The organism is Pseudomonas sp. R19M, assembly GCF_050312585.1.
In the GTDB taxonomy this organism is placed as follows: Bacteria; Pseudomonadota; Gammaproteobacteria; order Pseudomonadales; family Pseudomonadaceae; genus Aquipseudomonas; species Aquipseudomonas palleroniana.
On sequence record NZ_JBNPJV010000062.1, the window covers coordinates 83,863 to 102,405 of the forward strand.

Here is an 18,543-nt window from a genome sequence, read left to right on the forward strand (position 1 = left end):
CTGACTCAAGGTTCGGAAAAGTAAACAATTTGTAACTCGTCTGTACGAGTTGTTGCTTTAACTCGTACAGACGAGTACTTTTGCCCTCGGCGTGCTGCCAATGACTGCCCTCCAATAAAAAAATCAAAGTGGAAACCAAGCATGAGCCACGACTATTCGACGATTGCCCGCGAGATTCTCGAAAACCTCGGGGGCAGCGAAAACCTTGAGCAAGCTGCCCACTGCGTGACCCGCCTGCGCCTGGCGCTCAAGGACCCAAGCCTGGTCAAGAGCAGCGCGTTGAACCAGGTCGATCTGGTCAAGGGCTCGTTCTTCACCGGCGGTCTGTTCCAGGTGGTGATCGGCCCCGGTGAAGTGGAAAAGGTCTACGCCGCCTTGCGCGAGCAAACCGGTCTTGCGGCCGCCACCATCGCCGACGTGAAGAAGAAGGGCGCCGACAAGACCAACGCCATGCAGCGCCTGGTGCGGGTGTTCTCCGACGTGTTCATGCCGATCCTGCCCGCGTTGATCATCGCCGGCCTGTTGATGGGCGTGAACAACCTGATGGGCGCCAAGGGCATGTTCATCGAGGGCAAGACGCTGCTGGAGGCCTATCCGAACCTGGATGGCTTGTGGAGCCTGATCAACCTGATGGCCAACACCTCGTTCGTGTTCCTGCCGGCGCTGGTGGGCTGGTCAGCGGCCAAGCGCTTTGGCGGCAGTGAAATCCTCGGCATCGTGCTCGGCCTGATGCTGGTACACCCGGACCTGCTCAATGCCTGGAACTACGGCAAGGCAGTGGCCGGGCTCGACGGCCAGAGCCTGCCGTACTTCGATATTTTCGGCTGGTTCAAGATTGAGAAGGTGGGCTACCAGGGGCAGATCCTGCCGATCCTGATGGCGGCGTATGTGATGAGCGTCATCGAGAAATGGCTGCGGGCGCGGGTGCCGAATGCGATTCAACTGCTCGTGGTGCCGATCACCACCATCGTCGTGACCGGTGTGCTGGCGATGGCGATCATCGGCCCGGTGACCCGTCACCTGGGCATCCTGATCACTGAAGGCGTGGTGACGCTGTTTGATCTGGCACCGATGATCGGCGGGGCGATTTTCGGCCTGTTGTATGCGCCGTTGGTCATCACCGGCATGCATCACATGTTTCTCGCCGTGGACTTGCAACTGATCGCCACCCAGGGCGGCACCTTTATCTGGCCGATGATCGTCATGTCCAACCTGGCCCAGGGCAGCGCCGCACTCGCGGTGTTCTACACCACCCGCAATGCGCGGGACAAAAGCATGGCGTCGACCTCGGCGATCTCCGCGTACTTCGGCATCACCGAGCCGGCGATGTTCGGGGTCAACCTGCGCTTCAAGTTTCCGTTCTATGCCGCCCTTGTGGGCTCGGCGCTGGGCAGCATTTTCCTATCGCTGAACAAGGTGCAGGCGTCGGCCATTGGGGTAGGGGGATTGCCTGGTTTTATCTCGATCGTGCCGAGCGCCATTCCGATGTTTGTGATCGGGATGGTCGTCGCGATCGTGGTGCCGTTTGTTTTGACCTGTGCGTTGAGCATGAAGATTGTTCGGCCCGGGTATCGCGTCGCCTGATCAACCGCTATCGGGGCAAGCCCCTCTCACTTTTTGATGTGTGAATGCATTCAAGTGTGGGAGGGGGCTTGCCCCCGATGAGGCCCGAGAGGCCAGCCCCCAATTCAACTGAAGGAACCCACCATGCAAGACTGGCAACACTCGGTGATCTACCAGGTCTACCCCAAAAGCTTCCACAGCCACGCGGGTAACGCCACCGGTGACCTGCTGGGCATCGTGGACAAACTCGACTACCTCCAATGGCTGGGCGTGGATTGCCTGTGGATCACTCCGTTCCTGCGTTCGCCGCAACGCGACAACGGCTACGACATCAGCGACTACTACGCCATCGACCCCAGCTACGGCACCATGGCCGACTGCGACCTGCTGATCAGCGAAGCGGCCAAGCGCGGCATCAAGCTGATGCTGGATATTGTGGTCAACCACACTTCCATCGAACATGAGTGGTTCCAGCAAGCGCGCAGCAGCCTCGACAATCCGTACCGCGACTTCTACATCTGGCGCGACCAGCCGAACAACTGGGAGTCCAAGTTCGGCGGCTCGGCCTGGGAATACGAAGCGCAAACCGGGCAGTACTTCCTGCACCTGTTCGACCACACCCAGGCCGATCTCAATTGGGATAACCCGCAGGTGCGCGCCGAGGTGTTCAAGTTGATGCGCTTCTGGCGCGACAAGGGCGTGGGCGGTTTCCGCCTGGACGTGATCAACCTGATCTCCAAGCCTGCCGATTTTCCCGAAGACAACAGCGATGGCCGGCGCTTCTACACCGACGGCCCGAACGTGCACGAATACCTGCAGGAAATGCACCGCGAAGTCTTCGAAGGGCACGACCTGATCAATGTCGGCGAGATGTCCTCCACCAGCCTGGAGCACTGCGTGCGCTACTCACGGCCGGAGTCGAAAGAGCTGTCGATGACCTTCAACTTTCATCACCTGAAAGTCGATTATCCGAACTTGCAGAAGTGGGTGAAGGCCGACTTCGATTTCCTGCAACTCAAGCAGATCTTTTCCGACTGGCAACTGGGCATGCAGGCCGGTGGTGGCTGGAACGCATTGTTCTGGTGTAACCACGACCAGCCGCGTGTGGTCTCGCGCTTTGGCGATGACGGCGAGCACCGCGTGGTCTCGGCCAAGATGCTCGGCACTGCGTTGCACTTCCTGCAGGGCACGCCGTTTGTGTACCAGGGTGAAGAGCTGGGCATGACCAATCCGGGCTTCGACAGCATCTTGCAGTACCGCGATGTGGAGACCCTGAACATCTTCCGTCTCAAGCGCGATGCCGGAGAGTCCGAGACCTCGAGCATGGCGGCGATCATGCAGAAGTCCCGCGATAACAGCCGCACACCGATGCAGTGGAGCAACGAAGCGAATGCCGGTTTCAGCACGGGTGAGCCGTGGATCGGCATTCCGGCCAACGCGGCGCACATCAACGTTGCCAACCAACTGGATGATCCGGATTCGGTGCTGCATCACTACCGCGCGCTGATCGCTCTGCGGCGCCACGAGCCGCTGATTCAGCAAGGCGTTTACCGCCAACTGCTGCAAGACCATCCGCAAGTCTGGGCCTATGTGCGCGAAGGCCATGGCGAGCGCTTGCTGGTGCTTAACAACTTCTACGGCGAGCACTGCGAAATCCAGTTGCCGGAAACGCTCATCACCGCGGCGACTGAGCAACGCCTGCTGATCAGCAACTACCCCGACTGCCCGCGTCGTTCGAACGAGGTGGTGTTACGCCCCTATGAATCGTTCGTGCTGCACCTCAAGGATTGAGACCAGCTGGAACCCCTGTATGGGAGTGCAGGGGCGCTTCAAAAAACATAATAAAAAAAGTGGAGTGCTTCATGAAAACAACAATCAAGCTGGGCCTCATTGCGTCGTGTCTCACTGCCCCCTTTGCCGCTCAGGCCCTGGAGTTCGCCGGTTACCTGCGCAGCGGCGCGGGCACTTCGACCGGCAGTGGCAAACAGCAGTGCTTTCAATTACCGGGGGCGCAAACGAAATATCGTTTGGGGAATGAATGTGAGCAGTACGCCGAGTTGGAATTGCGCCAGGACCTGCTCACCCTGGATGACGGTTCGGTGTTGAGCATCGATGCCATGGCGTCCCTCTACAACCGGTACGACCGTGCCCTGAAGTTCCAGGGCGAGGATAACGGCTCGGCACGTATGCCGCAGATGTATGCGCAGTGGTCCAACCTGCCCAGCCTCAATGGTGGTTCGCTGTGGGCGGGGCGGCGTTACTACAAGCGTAACGATATCCATATCTCCGATTTCTACTACTGGAACCAGAGCGCCACGGGCGGTGGCGTCGAGGACGTATTGATCGGCGACCTCAAATACAGCTACGCGATTTCCCGCAAGGACAATCTGTACCAGAAGGAATACGCCACCCGTCACGACTTCAACGTGGCGGGCTTCAAGACCAACCCGGGCGGTGAGCTGGAGTTCGGCTTGAGCTACATCGACAAAGCGGGCGGCCGCGACGCTCACAGCGGATGGGCGATCACGGCGCAGCATGTGCAAAAACCTTTCCTGGGTGGCAAGAACAAATTCGCCCTGCAATACGGTGAAGGCCCCGGCACCGGCCTCGGTTATACCGGCGATACGGCGCTGGACAAAAGCAGCAAGAGCTACCGTGCCGTGGAGTTTTTCGATTGGCAGGTGACCCCGCGCTTCGGCGGGCAGGTCGAAGCGGTGTACCAGAAAGACATCCGTCCCGGCAGCCAGGACCAGACCTGGATGTCCATCGGCGTGCGCCCGGCGTATGCGCTCAGCGAACAATTCAAACTGGTCACCGAGCTTGGCCATGATCAGGTCGAGGCCAGTGGTGGCACGCGCAAACTGAGCAAATTCACGTTTGCCCCGACCTGGTCGCCTAAAGGCCCGGACTTCTGGGCGCGACCGGAGGTGCGCTTGTACTACACCTATGCAAGCTGGAACGAGGCGGCCAAGCGTGCGGCGAATGAACTGGCGGCGGGTTCGGCGTTGTCCGACACCGGCGCCTACGGCACGGCACGGCATGGCTCGAATGTGGGTGTGCAAGTCGAATACTGGTGGAAATAGCGTGGCCCCATGTGAGAGGGGGCTTGCTCCCGATAGCGGTATATCGAGTGGCAAATGTGCAGGCTGAACCACTGCCATCGGGGGCAAGCCCCCTCCCACATTTGATTCCTGCCACTGATGGGATTAGCTCCCACCCAATGATTTTTAAAGAACCAGACAGCAGGTGAAGTCATGACCACAACTCAACCCCTGGAACTGCTGGCGCCCTTGTCCGGTGTCCTGCTGGCGCTGGATCAGGTGCCCGATCCGGTGTTTGCCAGTCGCCTGATCGGCGACGGCCTGTGCATCGACCCGACCTCGCAGACCCTCTGCGCGCCGTTGGCCGGGGTGATCAGCAATATCCAGGACAGTGGGCATGCCGTCAGCGTGACCGACGACAATGGCGTCCAGGTGCTGCTGCATATCGGCCTGGACACCGTAAACCTGGCGGGGCAGGGCTTCAACCGACTGGTGCAGGAAGGCCAGCGGGTGCTGCCGGGGCAGCCGCTGATCGAATTCGATGCTGACTACCTGGCGCTCAACGCGCGTAGTTTGCTGACCTTGATGTTGGTGGTCAGCGGCGAACCCTTCACGCTCCTGGCCAATGGGCGAGTGGAGGTGGGCCAGCCGCTGCTGCGGGTTTCAGCCTCTCAACCCGCTGATGAGGAGGTTGAAGAGGAGGGCGAGGCGCTGTTCTCCAAGCCGTTGACCTTGCCCAATGCCAACGGCCTGCACGCCCGCCCTGCGGCGGTGTTGGCCCAGGCGGCGAAAGGGTTTAAGGCGAGCATTTACTTGCACAAGCAAACCCAGAGCGCCAATGCCAAGTCATTGGTGGCGATCATGGCGCTGCAAACCGTACAGGGCGATACCTTGCAGGTGAGCGCTGCTGGCGAAGATGCCGAGGCAGCGATCAAGGCGCTGGTGACGTTGTTGAATGAGGGCTGTGGTGAGGCGGGCGTGGCGACGGTCGAGGTGGCTGAACCGTCGGCGCCTGCGGCGTCATCGACAGTGCTGCGCGGCGTTTGTGCCTCGCCAGGGTCGGCGTTTGGCCAAGTGGTGCAGGTGGCCGAGCCTGAACTGACGATCACCGAAGCCGGCGCTGGCGAAGCGCTCGAGCGCGCGGCCCTGGACCGTGGCCTGCTGGCGGCGACCGTCGCCCTGCAAAGGTTGCAAGACAACGCGACAGGCAGTGCCCAGGCCGAGATTTTTCGCGCCCACCAGGAGTTGCTCGAAGACCCGAGCTTGCTGGAACAAGCCCACGACCTGCTGGCGCAAGGCAAGAGCGCTGCGTTTGCCTGGCACAGTGCCACGGTGACCACCGGCAAATTATTCCAGGGCCTGGGCAGTACATTGCTCGCCGAACGTGCGGCTGACCTGGCCGATGTCGGCCAGCGCGTCTTGAAGTTGATCCTCGGCATTCAGGACCGCGCCTGGGATTTACCCGAGCGCACGATCCTGATCGCCGAACAACTGACCCCCTCGCAAACCGCCAGCCTGGACACGCACAAGGTGCTCGGCTTTGTCACCGTCGGCGGTGGCGCGACCAGCCACGTCGCAATTCTTGCGCGGGCGTTGGGGTTGCCGGCGATCTGCGGCGTGCCGGTGCAGGCACTGGCGCTGGCCAACGGCAAGCAGGTGCTGCTCGACGCCGACCAAGGCGAACTGCACCTGGAGCCGAACCTGGCTGAAATCGAACAGTTGGAAGCGGCGCGCCAGCAGCAAGTGCTCAGGCGTCAGCGTGACGTGGCGCAGGCGGCTTTGCCGGCCACTACCCGCGACGGCCATCACGTCGAAGTCACGGCTAACGTCGCCTCGTTGCAGGAGGTAGAACAATCCCTGGCCCTCGGTGGTGAGGGCGTCGGGCTGCTGCGTTCGGAGTTTCTGTACCTGGACCGCAACCGTGCACCTAGCCCGCACGAACAAGCCGGCACCTACGCCGCCATTGCCTGTGCCTTGGGCACCGAGCGCAATCTGGTGGTCCGCACTCTGGATGTGGGCGGCGACAAACCATTGGCCTATGTACCGATGGACAGCGAGGCCAACCCCTTTCTCGGCTTGCGCGGTATTCGCCTATGCCTGGAGCGCCCGCAGTTGTTGCGTGAACAGTTGCGCGCGATCCTTGCCAGTGCCGGTTTCGCACGCCTGCACATCATGTTGCCGATGGTCAGCCTGCTGTCGGAGTTGCACCTGGCCCGCACGATGCTTCAGGAAGAAGCGCTGGCGCTCGGGCTCACCGAGCTGCCGAAGCTGGGCATCATGATCGAAGTGCCGTCTGCCGCCTTGATGGCTGATGTGTTTGCGCCGCATGTGGATTTCTTCTCCATCGGCACCAACGACTTGACCCAATACACCCTGGCCATGGACCGTGACCACCCGCGCCTGGCCAGCCAGGCCGACAGCTTTCACCCAGCGGTATTGCGTTTGATCGCCACCACCGTCAAGGCCGCCCACGCCCACGGCAAGTGGGTAGGGGTGTGCGGCGCGTTGGCGTCCGAGGCGCTGGCGGTGCCGGTGTTGATTGGCCTGGGGGTGGATGAGCTGTCGGTCAGCGTGCCGTTGATCCCGACCATCAAGGCCACTGTGCGCGATCTGGACCTGGCTGACTGCCAGCTTATCGCCCGCCAGGTACTGGGCCTGGAAGAAGCCGCCCAAGTGCGTGAAGCCCTGCGCCTGTACCACACGGCTACCGTTGAAACCTCACCTGTTGTGGAGCACTGAGCATGTTCGAGAAAATACAGCGGGCGTTCTGGAAAGCCCTGACCCCGGATCTGATTGCCGAGACGGCCACTGCGCCGACGCAGAGTCTGTTGTCGGCCGAAGTGCTGAGCGCATTGGGTGGGGCCGATAACCTCAAGTCGCAGCAGCGTGTGGCGCTGACGCGGGTGCGGGTACAGTTGCAGGATGTGGGACGTCTGGATGAGATGAGGTTGAAGGCGGCGGGTGTGCCCGCCGTGATGGTGTTGGCGGGTGGGGTGGTGCATCTGCTCACCGGCTTATAGCCAAGTGAAGATCCAAGTGTGGGAGGGGGCTTGCTCCCGATAGCGGTGTGTCAGCCAGCCTATTCAAAGCTGATTCACCGCCATCGGGAGCAAGCCCCCTCCCACATGGCAGTTGCAACATTCTTATAACTGCGGGGTGTCTTCCGGCGGCTTGGTCTTGTCGATACCCGGCACGTGCAGGTTGCCCTCGACCACCTGGTTGCCCTCCAGCTGCGGCTGGGTTACCCAGGTCAGGATGTCGTAGTAACGGCGGATGTTCGCCACAAAATGCACGGGCTCACCGCCGCGGGCATAGCCGTAGCGGGTCTTGCTGTACCACTGCTTCTGCGAGAGGCGCGGCAGCATCTTTTTCACATCCAGCCACTTGTTCGGGTTCAGGCCGTCGCGCTTGGCCAGGGTGCGCGCATCTTCCAGGTGGCCGGTGCCGACGTTGTAGGCGGCGAGGGCGAACCAGGTGCGATCGGGCTCGGCGATGCTGTCGTCCAATTCATCCTTGATTCTCGCCAGGTACTTGGCACCGCCCATGATGCTTTGCTTGGCGTCCAGCCGGTTGGACACGCCCATGGCCTGGGCGGTGTTCTGGGTCAGCATCATCAGGCCGCGCACGCCGGTCTTGGAGGTGACGGCCGGTTGCCACAGGGATTCCTGATAGCCGATGGCCGCCAACAGGCGCCAATCGACTTTTTCTTCCTTGGCGTAGGTGCGAAAGTGTTTTTCGTACTTGGGCAGGCGCTGCTGCAGATGCTGCGCGAAGGTGTAGGCGCCGACATAGCCGAGCACATCGACATGCCCGTAGTAGCGGTCTTTCAGGCGCTGCAGGGTGCCGTTCTTCTCGACCTTGTCCAGGTAGCTGTTGATCTCGTTGAGCAGGCTGTTGTCATCACCCGCCGCCACGGCCCAGCTCTGGTTGCTGGCGTTGCCCAGGTCAAACGCCACGCGCACATTGGGGAAATACACCTGGTTCATCGCCACTTCGTTGGAGTCCACGAGGGTCAGGTCGATCTGACCCTCGTCCACCATGCGCAGCAGGTCGACCACTTCAACGGCGTCGGATTCTTCGTATTCGATTGCAGGATTTTGCTTTTTAAGCGCCGCCAGTTGTTCGGCGTGGGTGCTGCCCTTGAGCACCATGATCTTCTTGCCGACCAGGTCCGCCGCGTTGGTCGGGCGCGACTGGCCGTTGCGGTAGATGATCTGCGGGGTCACTTCGAGATAAGGATGGGAGAACCGCACCTGTCGCTGGCGCTGTTCACTGCTGACCAGGCCGGCGGCGGCGAGCACCGGGCCTTTGGGTTTGCCCAGCTGGCCGAACAGGTCGTCGAGATTGTCGGCGGTCTCGATTTCCAGCTTCACCCCCAGTTCGTCGGCAAAGCGCTTGACCAGTTCGTACTCGAAACCGGTTTCACCGTTGCGATCCTGGAAATAAGTCGCCGGACTGTTTCGGGTAACCACCCGCAACACACCATCCTCCTTGATTCGCTCGAGCGTGCTGGGTTTATCAACACAGGCGCTGAGCAGCAGGAAGAGTCCGGTGACGAAGAGCCATTTGGCGCATCGCTGGCGCAAAGCAGTTGGGGAGAACATTGGCGCAGTATACGCAAACGGCCCTCGGCGCCATATCTCGACAGCAGGGGACTTGTCTGCTAGCGCCCGTAAAACCGGGCTGCAGCCCGCAGAAACGCGGGTTGGCAAAGATTTATGACGGTTAAAATAACTGCATGCGCGGCCCGGCAAAACGCCCCGGGAGCGTGCATTACCTGCCAACTGACGTTCGGCAGCGGCCGGCCGTAGCGTTTCGGGTGCCGTTGGCGGCGGTTTACGCTAGAATGCACGGCCTCAAAGCACACCCCCTTCCCGAGGCTGTCCCGAAGATGTTGATCCTGCGCGGCGCTCCTGCCCTTTCTGCCTTTCGCCACAGCAAACTCCTTGAGCAACTGAGCCAGAAGGTTCCAGCTGTTACAGGCCTGTATGCTGAATTTGCTCACTTCGCCGACGTTACCGGCGTCTTGACCGCCGACGAACAGCAAGTGCTCGCACGCCTTCTGAAGTACGGCCCCAGCGTTCCCGTTCAAGAGCCGACCGGCCGCTTGTTCCTGGTTCTGCCACGGTTCGGCACCATCTCGCCCTGGTCGAGCAAGGCCAGCGATATCGCCCGCAACTGCGGCCTTTCGAACATCCAGCGCCTGGAACGCGGTATCGCTTTCTACGTCGCCGGCCAGTTCAGCGAGGCCGAAGCCGAGCTGATCGCCAGCAGCCTGCACGACCGCATGACCCAGATCATCGTCAGCCAGCTGGAACAGGCTGCCGGCCTGTTCAGCCATGCCGAACCCAAGCCGCTGACCGCGATCGACGTGCTCGGCGGTGGCCGTGCCGCCCTCGAGAAGGCCAACACCGAACTGGGCCTGGCCCTGGCCGAAGACGAGATCGACTACCTGGTCAACGCCTTCAACGGCTTGAAGCGCAACCCGCACGACATCGAACTGATGATGTTTGCCCAGGCCAACTCCGAGCACTGCCGTCACAAGATCTTCAACGCCAGTTGGGACATCGACGGCGAAAGCCAGGAAAAAAGCCTGTTCGGCATGATCAAGAACACCTACGTGATGCACAGCGAAGGCGTTCTGTCGGCTTACAAGGACAACGCCTCGGTGATCGTCGGCTCCGTCGCCGGCCGGTTCTTCCCGGACCCTGAAACCCGCCAGTACGGCGCGGTGCAGGAGCCGGTGCACATCCTGATGAAGGTTGAAACCCACAACCACCCGACCGCGATTGCCCCGTTCCCGGGCGCAGCCACCGGTTCCGGCGGCGAGATCCGCGACGAAGGCGCCACCGGCCGTGGCGCCAAGCCAAAGGCGGGCCTCACCGGTTTCACCGTGTCGAACCTGCAGATCCCGGGCTTCGAACAGCCGTGGGAAGTGCCGTACGGCAAGCCTGAGCGCATCGTCAACGCACTGGACATCATGATCGAAGGCCCGCTGGGCGGCGCGGCGTTCAACAACGAGTTCGGGCGTCCGGCGCTGACCGGCTATTTCCGTACCTTCGAACAATCCATCACCACCCCGCGTGGCGATGAAGTGCGCGGTTACCACAAGCCGATCATGTTGGCCGGCGGCATGGGCAACATCCGTGAAGAACACGTCAAGAAAGGCGAGATCCTGGTCGGCTCCAAGCTGATCGTGCTCGGTGGCCCGGCGATGCTGATCGGCCTGGGCGGCGGCGCCGCTTCCTCCATGGCCACCGGCACCAGCTCGGCGGACCTGGACTTCGCTTCCGTACAGCGCGAAAACCCGGAGATGGAGCGCCGTTGCCAGGAAGTCATCGACCGTTGCTGGCAGTTGGGCGACAAGAACCCGATCAGCTTCATCCACGACGTCGGCGCGGGTGGTCTGTCCAACGCCTTCCCGGAACTGGTCAACGACGGCGACCGGGGTGGCCGTTTCGAATTGCGCAATATTCCAAACGACGAGCCGGGCATGGCCCCGCACGAAATCTGGAGCAACGAATCCCAGGAACGTTACGTGCTGGCCGTTGGCGCCGAAGACTTCGCGCGCTTCCAGGCCATCTGCGAACGCGAGCGTTGCCCGTTTGCCGTGGTCGGTGAAGCCACTGCCGAACCGCAGTTGACCGTGACTGATAGCCACTTCGGCAACAGCCCGGTGGACATGCCGCTGGAAGTGCTGCTGGGCAAGGCCCCGCGCATGCACCGTTCGGCCGTGCGTGAAACCGAGCTGGGCGACGATTTCGACCCAAGCCCCCTGGACCTGGCCGACAGCATCGAACGCGTGCTGCACCATCCGTCCGTGGCAAGCAAAAGCTTCCTGATCACCATCGGCGACCGCACCATCACCGGCCTGGTTGCGCGTGACCAGATGGTCGGCCCTTGGCAAGTTCCGGTGGCCGACGTTGCCGTCACTGCCACCAGCTTCGACGTCTACACCGGTGAAGCCATGGCCATGGGCGAGCGTACCCCGCTGGCCCTGCTGGACGCTCCGGCGTCGGGGCGCATGGCCATTGGCGAAACCCTGACCAACCTTGCCGCGTCGCGCATCGGCAAGCTGTCCGACATCAAATTGTCGGCCAACTGGATGTCCGCTGCCGGTCACCCGGGTGAAGATGCACGTCTGTACGACACGGTTAAAGCGGTCGGCATGGAACTGTGCCCTGAGCTGGGCATCACCATCCCGGTGGGCAAGGACTCCATGTCCATGGCCACCCGCTGGAACGAGAACGGTACGGACAAGAGCGTCACCTCGCCGTTGTCGCTGATTGTCACCGGTTTCGCACCCGTGACCGACATCCGCCAGACCCTGACCCCGCAACTGCGCATGGACAAGGGCACCACCGATCTGATCCTGATCGACCTGGGCCGTGGCCAGAACCGCATGGGTGCCTCCATCCTGGCACAAACCCATGGCAAACTCGGCAAGCAGGCCCCGGACGTCGATGACGCTGAAGACCTGAAAGCCTTCTTCGCCGTGATCCAGGGCCTCAACGCCGACGGCCACTTGCTGGCTTACCACGACCGTTCCGACGGTGGCCTGCTGACCAGCGTTGTCGAGATGGCCTTCGCCGGCCACTGCGGCCTGAACATCGTGCTCGACAGCGTTGCCGAGGCGGCGGCTGAAATCAACGGCATCCTGTTCAACGAAGAATTGGGCGCGGTGATCCAGGTTCGCCAGGACGCTACCCCGGATGTCCTCGCACAGTTCAGCGCCGCCGGCCTGGACGACTGCGTGGCGGTGATTGGCCAGCCGGTCAACAACGGCGAAATCAATATCTCCTTCGATGGCGATACGGTGTTCTCGGGTCAGCGCCGCTTGCTGCAGCGCCAGTGGGCCGAGACCAGCTACCAGATCCAGCGCCTGCGTGATAACGCCGACTGCGCCCAGCAGGAATTCGACGTGATCCTGGAAGAAGACAACCCGGGCCTGAGCACCAAGCTCAGCTTCGACGTCAACCAGGACATCGCCGCGCCTTACATCAAGAAAGGCATCCGCCCACAAGTTGCCGTACTGCGTGAGCAAGGCGTCAACGGCCAGGTGGAAATGGCGGCTGCGTTCGACCGTGCCGGCTTCAATGCGATCGACGTGCACATGAGCGACATCCTCGCCGGTCGCGTTGACCTCAATGAGTTCAAGGGCCTGGTCGCCTGCGGCGGTTTCTCCTACGGCGACGTGTTGGGTGCCGGTGAAGGCTGGGCCAAGTCGGCCTTGTTCAACAGCCGTGCCCGCGATGCGTTCCAGGGCTTCTTCGAACGCAACGACAGCTTCACCCTGGGTGTGTGCAACGGTTGCCAGATGATGTCCAACCTTCACGAGCTGATCCCGGGCAGCGAGTTCTGGCCGCACTTCGTGCGCAACCGTTCCGAGCAGTTCGAAGCCCGTGTCGCCATGGTGCAGGTGCAGGAATCCAACTCGATCTTCCTGCAAGGCATGGCCGGTTCGCGTATGCCGATCGCCATCGCTCACGGTGAAGGCCATGCCGAGTTCGTCAGCGAAGAAGCCTTGCTTGAAGCCGACCTGTCCGGTTGCGTGGCCATGCGTTTCGTCGACAACCACGGTAAGGTCACCGAGGCCTACCCGGCCAACCCGAACGGCTCGCCGCGCGGGATCACCGGCCTCACCAGCCGCGACGGTCGCGTCACCATCATGATGCCGCACCCGGAGCGTGTGTTCCGCGCCGTGCAGAACTCGTGGCGTCCGGAAGAGTGGAACGAAGACGGCGCCTGGATGCGCATGTTCCGCAACGCTCGCGTGTGGGTGAACTAAGGCTGTGTACAAGCTCGCCTTCTTTGTGCCCGCCAGCCACGTGGAGACGGTAAAAAGCGCCGTCTTCGCCGCAGGTGGCGGCCGCATCGGCAACTACGACAGCTGCGCCTGGCAAGTGCCGGGCCAGGGCCAATTCCGCGCGTTGGACGGCAGTCAGCCGTTTATCGGGCAGGTGGGCCAGGTTGAAGTGGTTGAAGAGTGGAAGGTTGAGCTGGTGGTGGCGGATGAGTTGATCGTGGCTGTCGTGGCTGCGCTCAAACTCAGCCATCCGTACGAAACGCCGGCGTATGAGGTGTGGCAGTTAGCGGATTTTTGATTCGCACGCTGCATAAACAAGAAACCCGCTGGGCCAGTTTGGTCAGCGGGTTTTTTGTTGACGGTGAAATCCCATCGCCGGTGCTTAATCTGGCTTTTGACATCGACGGTTCACACCTTTTTCCACTTGTCGGAATACCTCGCGCACCTGTTAACTTTGACAGTTACGGTAGGAGTTCCAGTCATGTTTACTAGCTTTTCATCTAATGGAAAGGAGAAGTGACATGTCAGTTTCTATCATCAGAGTCGCCGATGGGGGAACAGCCATCCCGAACCCCGGCACGACGCCTGCTAGAACGCTCAGAATTGTCGGAGAGTCAACGGTGGCCAATCAATACATCAAGATCACTGATGGCGTTGGCGGGCCCGTTCTAGTGATTTCCAAGGAACCTGTGAATGGTGATTTTTCTCTCGAAGTCTCTAACCTGAAGGCAATGACTTACAATTTCGTGGCTTCGACGCGAGGTGATACACATCATTCGGCGCCATGGGTGGTGACAGTAACGTAGCCACGACCACTGATCATTCCTACCCGTGTGGGTGGGAATGATCAGCTGTCGCCTGAGAAGCTAAGCTCTTGCGTTGACTACACGGCCACTGACCAAGCGTTCCAGTGCCTCACCCAATCCTGAAGCTTTGTCACCAATCAGCAAGTGCCAGATACCGCTATCGAGTTGGCTCACGCCTTGGCAACCCAGCGCAGTCAGGTCCGTTTCCGATAACACTGAATCATCCCCCAACTCCACCCGCAACCGCGTCATCGCCACCGTTTCCAACTGCCGCACATTGGCCCGACCACCCAGCGCATTCAACCATTTCTCGGCTTCCTGCACATTCACCGTCATCGGCTTATCCACAGGCACAACGCTCACCGGCGTATTGGGCACAAACGACGGCATGGCCAGGCGAATCTCATCGGCGATGCTGTCGGCCATCGGCCCGACCACCACCTGCAAACTCCCACCGTTGCCCGGCCGCACGACAGCCATTGCGCCCAGCGCTTTGAGTTGCGCATCCACCGCCTTGTTGCGATCCACCATGTCCAACCGCAGGCGCGTGGTGCAGGCGCCGACGCTCAGCAGGTTCTCTGCACCGCCCAAGGCCTGGATGTAAGCCGTAGCACGTTGGTTGTCGCTCATGACCTCTGCCTGCGCCACCTGGATATCTTCACGCCCTGGCGTCTTCAGGTTGAACCGACGAATGCAGTAATTGAACACGCTGTAATAGATCAGCGCGTAGGCCAGGCCCACCGGGAACACCAACCAGCCGTTGGTGGACTTGCCCCAGCCCAGTACCATGTCGATAAACCCACCGGAGAAGGTAAACCCGAGGTGGATATTCAGCAGATTGGTGACCGCCATCGACAGGCCGGTCAGCACCGCATGGATCAGGTACAGGAACGGCGCCAGGAACATGAACGCGAATTCAATCGGCTCGGTCACCCCGGTCAAGAACGAGGTCAGTGCCATCGACAGGAAAATCCCGCCCATGACTTTACGGCGCTCCGGCAGTGCATTGCGGTACATCGCCAGGCAGGCGGCAGGCAGGCCGAACAGCATCACCGGGAACATGCCGGTCATGAACTGGCCACCTTTGGGGTCGCCGGCGAAATAGCGGGTAAGGTCGCCGGTCACGACCGCACCGGTGGCCGGGTCGGTAAAGCTGCCGAACACAAACCACGCCATATTGTTGAGGATGTGGTGCAGGCCGGTGACGATCAGCAGGCGGTTGAACACGCCGAACACAAACGCGCCGAGGCTACCGCTTTCCATCAGCAGCACGCCAAAACTGTTGATGCCATGCTGGATGGGCGGCCAGATCAAGCCAAAGATCACGCCCAGGCCGACCGCACTGAACCCGGTCACAATCGGTACGAACCGTCGTCCACCGAAGAACGCGAGGTACTCCGGCAGCTTGATGTCCTTGAAGCGGTTGTACAGCCCGCCGGCCATCAAGCCGCTGGCGATCCCGGCGAGCATGCCCATGTTGATGCTGGTGTCCATCACCTTGAGGGTGGAGATCATCACCAGGTAACCAATCGCGCCGGCCAGGCCCGCGGTGCCGTTGTTGTCACGGGCAAAGCCTACCGCGATGCCGATGGCGAAGATCAGCGCCAGGTTGGCGAAGATCGCCTGACCGGCGTCGTGCATCACCGCGATATTCAAAAGATCGGTGTCGCCCAGGCGCAGCAAGAGGCCGGCGATCGGCAAGATCGCAATCGGCAGCATCAGGGCACGGCCCAGGCGTTGCAGACCTTCGATAAAGTGTTGGTACATGGCGTGTCTCCTTTTTTCTTGTTGTTGTCAGCTCAGCGGCCAGTGGTGTTGACAGGCTTGGCGAACCGCCCTGGCGCTGCTCAGGTCAAGCAGGCCCTGGCTCAGTTGCCGGCATTGCGCTGCGTCCAGGTGCCGGACGCGGTCCTTGATTTCGCCGATCTGCAGCGGGCTCACCGACAGCTCGCTGACCCCCAGGCCGACCAATACTGGCGTGGCCAGCGGGTCGGAAGCGAGGGCGCCACATACGCCCACCCAACGCCCATGCCGGGCCGCGCCGGCACAGGTCTGGGCGATCAATCGCAGCAGGGCCGGGTGCAAGGCATCGACCCGGGCGGCGAGGCCGGCGTGGTCGCGGTCCATGGCCAGGGTGTATTGGGACAGGTCGTTGGTGCCGATGGACAGGAAGTCCGCGTGCTCGGCCAGTTGTTCGGCCATCAGCGCAGCGGCCGGCACTTCGATCATCACCCCCAGTTCCGGGCGCGTGGTCAGTTCCAACGTTGTGCATAACTCATCGAGGCGCTGGCGAATTTGCAGCAGTTCGTCGACTTCGCTGACCATCGGCAACAGGATGCGGCAGCGCCCCAACGGGTTGACTTGCAGCAGGGCGCGCAATTGCTGGTCGAGCAATTCGGGGCGCGCCTGCGCCATGCGGATGCCGCGCAGGCCCAACACCGGGTTGGCTTCCACAGGCAGCGGTAAATAGTCGAGCTGCTTGTCGCCGCCCACATCGATGGTGCGGATAATCACGGACTTATCGCCCATCGCGTCCAGTACGGCTTGATAGGCTTGGCGTTGTTCCTGCTCATCCGGCGCGGTACGGCGGTCGACGAAGAGGAATTCGGTGCGCAGCAGGCCGACGCCGTCGGCGCCGTTGTCAAACGCCACCTGGGCATCGGCGCTGGAGGCGACATTGGCGGCAATTTCAATGCGTACGCCATCGGTGGTGCATGCCGGTTCCCGGGCCTGTGCCTGTTGTTGCTGGCGGCGGCGTTTTTGTGCGTCGCGAATCTGGTGCACTTCGGCGTGGCGCGCTTCGCTGGGCGCCAGTTCCAGGCGGCCGTTGGCGGCGTCGAGCACGACGCGTTGGCCTTGCGGCACGTCGAGGACTTCACTGCCCAGCGCGACCACACACGGCAGCCCCTTGCCACGGGCCAGAATGGCGACGTGGGAGGTGGCGCCGCCTTCAGCCATGCAAATGCCGGCGGCGTTCTGCGCAGTCAGTTGCAGCAGGTCGGATGGCGTCAGCTCATGGGCGCTGACAATCGCGCCGGCGGGCAGTTCGAAATGCCAGGCTTCGCCCAGCAGCGCACGCAGCACACGTTGCTGCAAATCGCGCAGGTCGTTGGCGCGCTCGGCAAACAGCGGCTTGCCCAGGGCCAGCAGTACGGCACATTGCGCCTGGATTGCGTCGCGCCAGGCGTGGGTGGCGGCGCTGCCCTGTTCGATGGCGGCAGTGGCGGCTTCCAGCAGGGCCGGGTCTTCGAGCAGGGCGAGGTGGGCGGCGAAGATGTCTTCTTCTTCGATGCTCTTGCGCTGGCGGGCGTGGTCCAGCGTACTGCGGATTTCACCGCGTACCTGCTCCAGCGCAGTGTCCAGCCGGCGCAGTTGTTCATCGACGATGTGATTGCCGCTATCGTGCGGCAGTTCGATGCCGGCCAGGCGGAACAACGGCCCGCAGACCAGCCCCGGCGCGGCGCACACGCCTTGCAGTACGCCGGCTTCGGTGTTGGCCCGACGCGGCGCGGCGACGGCTGGCGCGTGGTGCTCCTCTTTAATGCTGACGGACAGGGCGGCGACCAACGCTTGCACAGCCGCCTCGGCGTCCTTGCCACGACAGGTCACCTGCACCTCATCGCCTTCGCCGATGCCCAGCCCCAACAAGCCGATCAGGCTGTCACACGCGGCGTATTTCTCGCCGAAGCGCAGATGGGCGGTGCTGCTGAAGCCCTGCGCGGTCTTGCGGATCAACGCAGCAGGGCGGGCATGCAAACCGCCACGGTGGGTAATGCGTACGCTGGCGCTGGCCTCCAAGGCGCAGTTATCCACAGCCGTTTCAAGCGCTGACGTCGAGCGCGCGGTGATCTGCAGCAACGGCTGGCCGACCGCAACGGTTTGCCCTGCGAGCGCGCGTAGTTCAAAACGCTCGCCATTGGTCAGAATGATCAGGCTGACCAGGCTTTTGCACTGGCGCGCGATGCGGTCCAGATCAAACTGCACCAGCGCCTGGCCCAGTTTCACCCGTGCGCCGTTTTCAACCAACAGCGCAAAGCCTTCGCCATTGAGTTCTACCGTGTCGATGCCCACATGCATCAAGATTTCGGCGCCGTTCTCGGCACGGATCGTCAGTGCATGCCCGGTGCGGGCCACGTGGATGATCACCCCGTCACACGGCGCGTGCAGGCGATCATTCAGCGGGTCGATGGCAATCCCATCGCCCATGGCGTGGCTGGCGAACACTTCGTCGGGAACGTTGCCCAGGCTCAGCACCGGTCCGCTTAAGGGGGCGCTGAGGGTCAATGCATTATTGTTGTTGGACATGGACACGGTACTCATCAGGAAA

General features: G+C 61.8%; 11 protein-coding genes. 8 read left to right on the plus strand and 3 right to left on the minus strand.

Annotated features, from left to right (window positions below; all coding sequences use genetic code 11):
- Positions 1 to 141: 141 nt before the first annotated feature.
- The 5 genes from treP (at position 142) to ACQRBT_RS12895 (ending at position 7,624) form a co-directional block, all read left to right on the plus strand.
- Positions 142 to 1,584 carry a PTS system trehalose-specific EIIBC component gene (treP, locus tag ACQRBT_RS12875; RefSeq protein WP_412046745.1) on the plus strand — a complete coding sequence of 481 codons (1,443 nt, stop codon included), beginning with the start codon at positions 142 to 144 and terminating at the stop codon, positions 1,582 to 1,584.
- Between the two features lie 123 nt (positions 1,585 to 1,707).
- Positions 1,708 to 3,354 carry an alpha,alpha-phosphotrehalase gene (treC, locus tag ACQRBT_RS12880; RefSeq protein WP_412046746.1) on the plus strand — a complete coding sequence of 549 codons (1,647 nt, stop codon included), beginning with the start codon at positions 1,708 to 1,710 and terminating at the stop codon, positions 3,352 to 3,354.
- A gap of 71 nt (positions 3,355 to 3,425) precedes the next feature.
- Entirely contained in the window at positions 3,426 to 4,646 is a 1,221-nt protein-coding gene (locus ACQRBT_RS12885; RefSeq protein WP_412046747.1) for a maltoporin, read from the plus strand.
- Positions 4,647 to 4,817: 171 nt separating this feature from the next.
- Positions 4,818 to 7,343 carry a phosphoenolpyruvate--protein phosphotransferase gene (gene ptsP / locus ACQRBT_RS12890; RefSeq protein WP_412046748.1) on the plus strand — a complete coding sequence of 842 codons (2,526 nt, stop codon included), beginning with the start codon at positions 4,818 to 4,820 and terminating at the stop codon, positions 7,341 to 7,343.
- A gap of 2 nt (positions 7,344 to 7,345) precedes the next feature.
- Positions 7,346 to 7,624 carry a PTS glucose transporter subunit IIB gene (locus ACQRBT_RS12895; protein WP_412046749.1) on the plus strand — a complete coding sequence of 93 codons (279 nt, stop codon included), beginning with the start codon at positions 7,346 to 7,348 and terminating at the stop codon, positions 7,622 to 7,624.
- A gap of 123 nt (positions 7,625 to 7,747) precedes the next feature.
- On the opposite strand, the gene mltF is transcribed toward ACQRBT_RS12895, so the two are convergent.
- Complete coding sequence (gene mltF, locus ACQRBT_RS12900; RefSeq protein WP_060754293.1) at positions 7,748 to 9,208, minus strand: membrane-bound lytic murein transglycosylase MltF; 1,461 nt, start codon at positions 9,206 to 9,208, stop codon at positions 7,748 to 7,750.
- 287 nt (positions 9,209 to 9,495) lie between these two features.
- On the opposite strand from mltF, the gene purL reads away from it, so the two are divergent.
- From purL to ACQRBT_RS12915, 3 genes are all read left to right on the plus strand, one after another.
- Positions 9,496 to 13,392, plus strand: coding sequence for a phosphoribosylformylglycinamidine synthase (gene purL, locus ACQRBT_RS12905; protein ID WP_412046750.1), 3,897 nt, complete (start codon positions 9,496 to 9,498; stop codon positions 13,390 to 13,392).
- A gap of 4 nt (positions 13,393 to 13,396) precedes the next feature.
- The gene (locus tag ACQRBT_RS12910; RefSeq protein ID WP_244700454.1) at positions 13,397 to 13,708 is read left to right on the plus strand and encodes an NGG1p interacting factor NIF3; all 312 of its coding nucleotides are present in this window, start codon (positions 13,397 to 13,399) and stop codon (positions 13,706 to 13,708) included.
- A 223-nt stretch (positions 13,709 to 13,931) separates the two neighbouring features.
- Positions 13,932 to 14,216, plus strand: a complete 285-nt coding sequence (locus ACQRBT_RS12915; RefSeq protein WP_060754290.1) for a hypothetical protein — start codon at positions 13,932 to 13,934, stop codon at positions 14,214 to 14,216.
- A 60-nt stretch (positions 14,217 to 14,276) separates the two neighbouring features.
- Here the strand turns inward: ACQRBT_RS12915 and nagE are convergent, their stop codons facing one another.
- Together nagE and ptsP (ACQRBT_RS12925) are read right to left on the minus strand one after the other, a co-directional pair.
- Positions 14,277 to 15,983, minus strand: coding sequence for an N-acetylglucosamine-specific PTS transporter subunit IIBC (gene nagE, locus ACQRBT_RS12920; protein ID WP_104994730.1), 1,707 nt, complete (start codon positions 15,981 to 15,983; stop codon positions 14,277 to 14,279).
- Between the two features lie 27 nt (positions 15,984 to 16,010).
- A complete protein-coding gene (ptsP, locus tag ACQRBT_RS12925) occupies positions 16,011 to 18,521 on the minus strand; it encodes a phosphoenolpyruvate--protein phosphotransferase (protein ID WP_412046751.1) in 2,511 nt (836 codons plus the stop codon).
- Positions 18,522 to 18,543 lie beyond the last annotated feature (22 nt).

Coding starts and splice junctions, on each gene's coding strand:
- treP (WP_412046745.1), top strand. CDS start 142: ATGAGCCACGACTATTCGACGATTGCCCGCGAGATTCTCGAAAACCTC.
- treC (WP_412046746.1), top strand. CDS start 1,708: ATGCAAGACTGGCAACACTCGGTGATCTACCAGGTCTACCCCAAAAGC.
- ACQRBT_RS12885 (WP_412046747.1), top strand. CDS start 3,426: ATGAAAACAACAATCAAGCTGGGCCTCATTGCGTCGTGTCTCACTGCC.
- ptsP (WP_412046748.1), top strand. CDS start 4,818: ATGACCACAACTCAACCCCTGGAACTGCTGGCGCCCTTGTCCGGTGTC.
- ACQRBT_RS12895 (WP_412046749.1), top strand. CDS start 7,346: ATGTTCGAGAAAATACAGCGGGCGTTCTGGAAAGCCCTGACCCCGGAT.
- mltF (WP_060754293.1), bottom strand. CDS start 9,208: ATGTTCTCCCCAACTGCTTTGCGCCAGCGATGCGCCAAATGGCTCTTC.
- purL (WP_412046750.1), top strand. CDS start 9,496: ATGTTGATCCTGCGCGGCGCTCCTGCCCTTTCTGCCTTTCGCCACAGC.
- ACQRBT_RS12915 (WP_060754290.1), top strand. CDS start 13,932: ATGTCAGTTTCTATCATCAGAGTCGCCGATGGGGGAACAGCCATCCCG.
- nagE (WP_104994730.1), bottom strand. CDS start 15,983: ATGTACCAACACTTTATCGAAGGTCTGCAACGCCTGGGCCGTGCCCTG.
- ptsP (WP_412046751.1), bottom strand. CDS start 18,521: ATGTCCAACAACAATAATGCATTGACCCTCAGCGCCCCCTTAAGCGGA.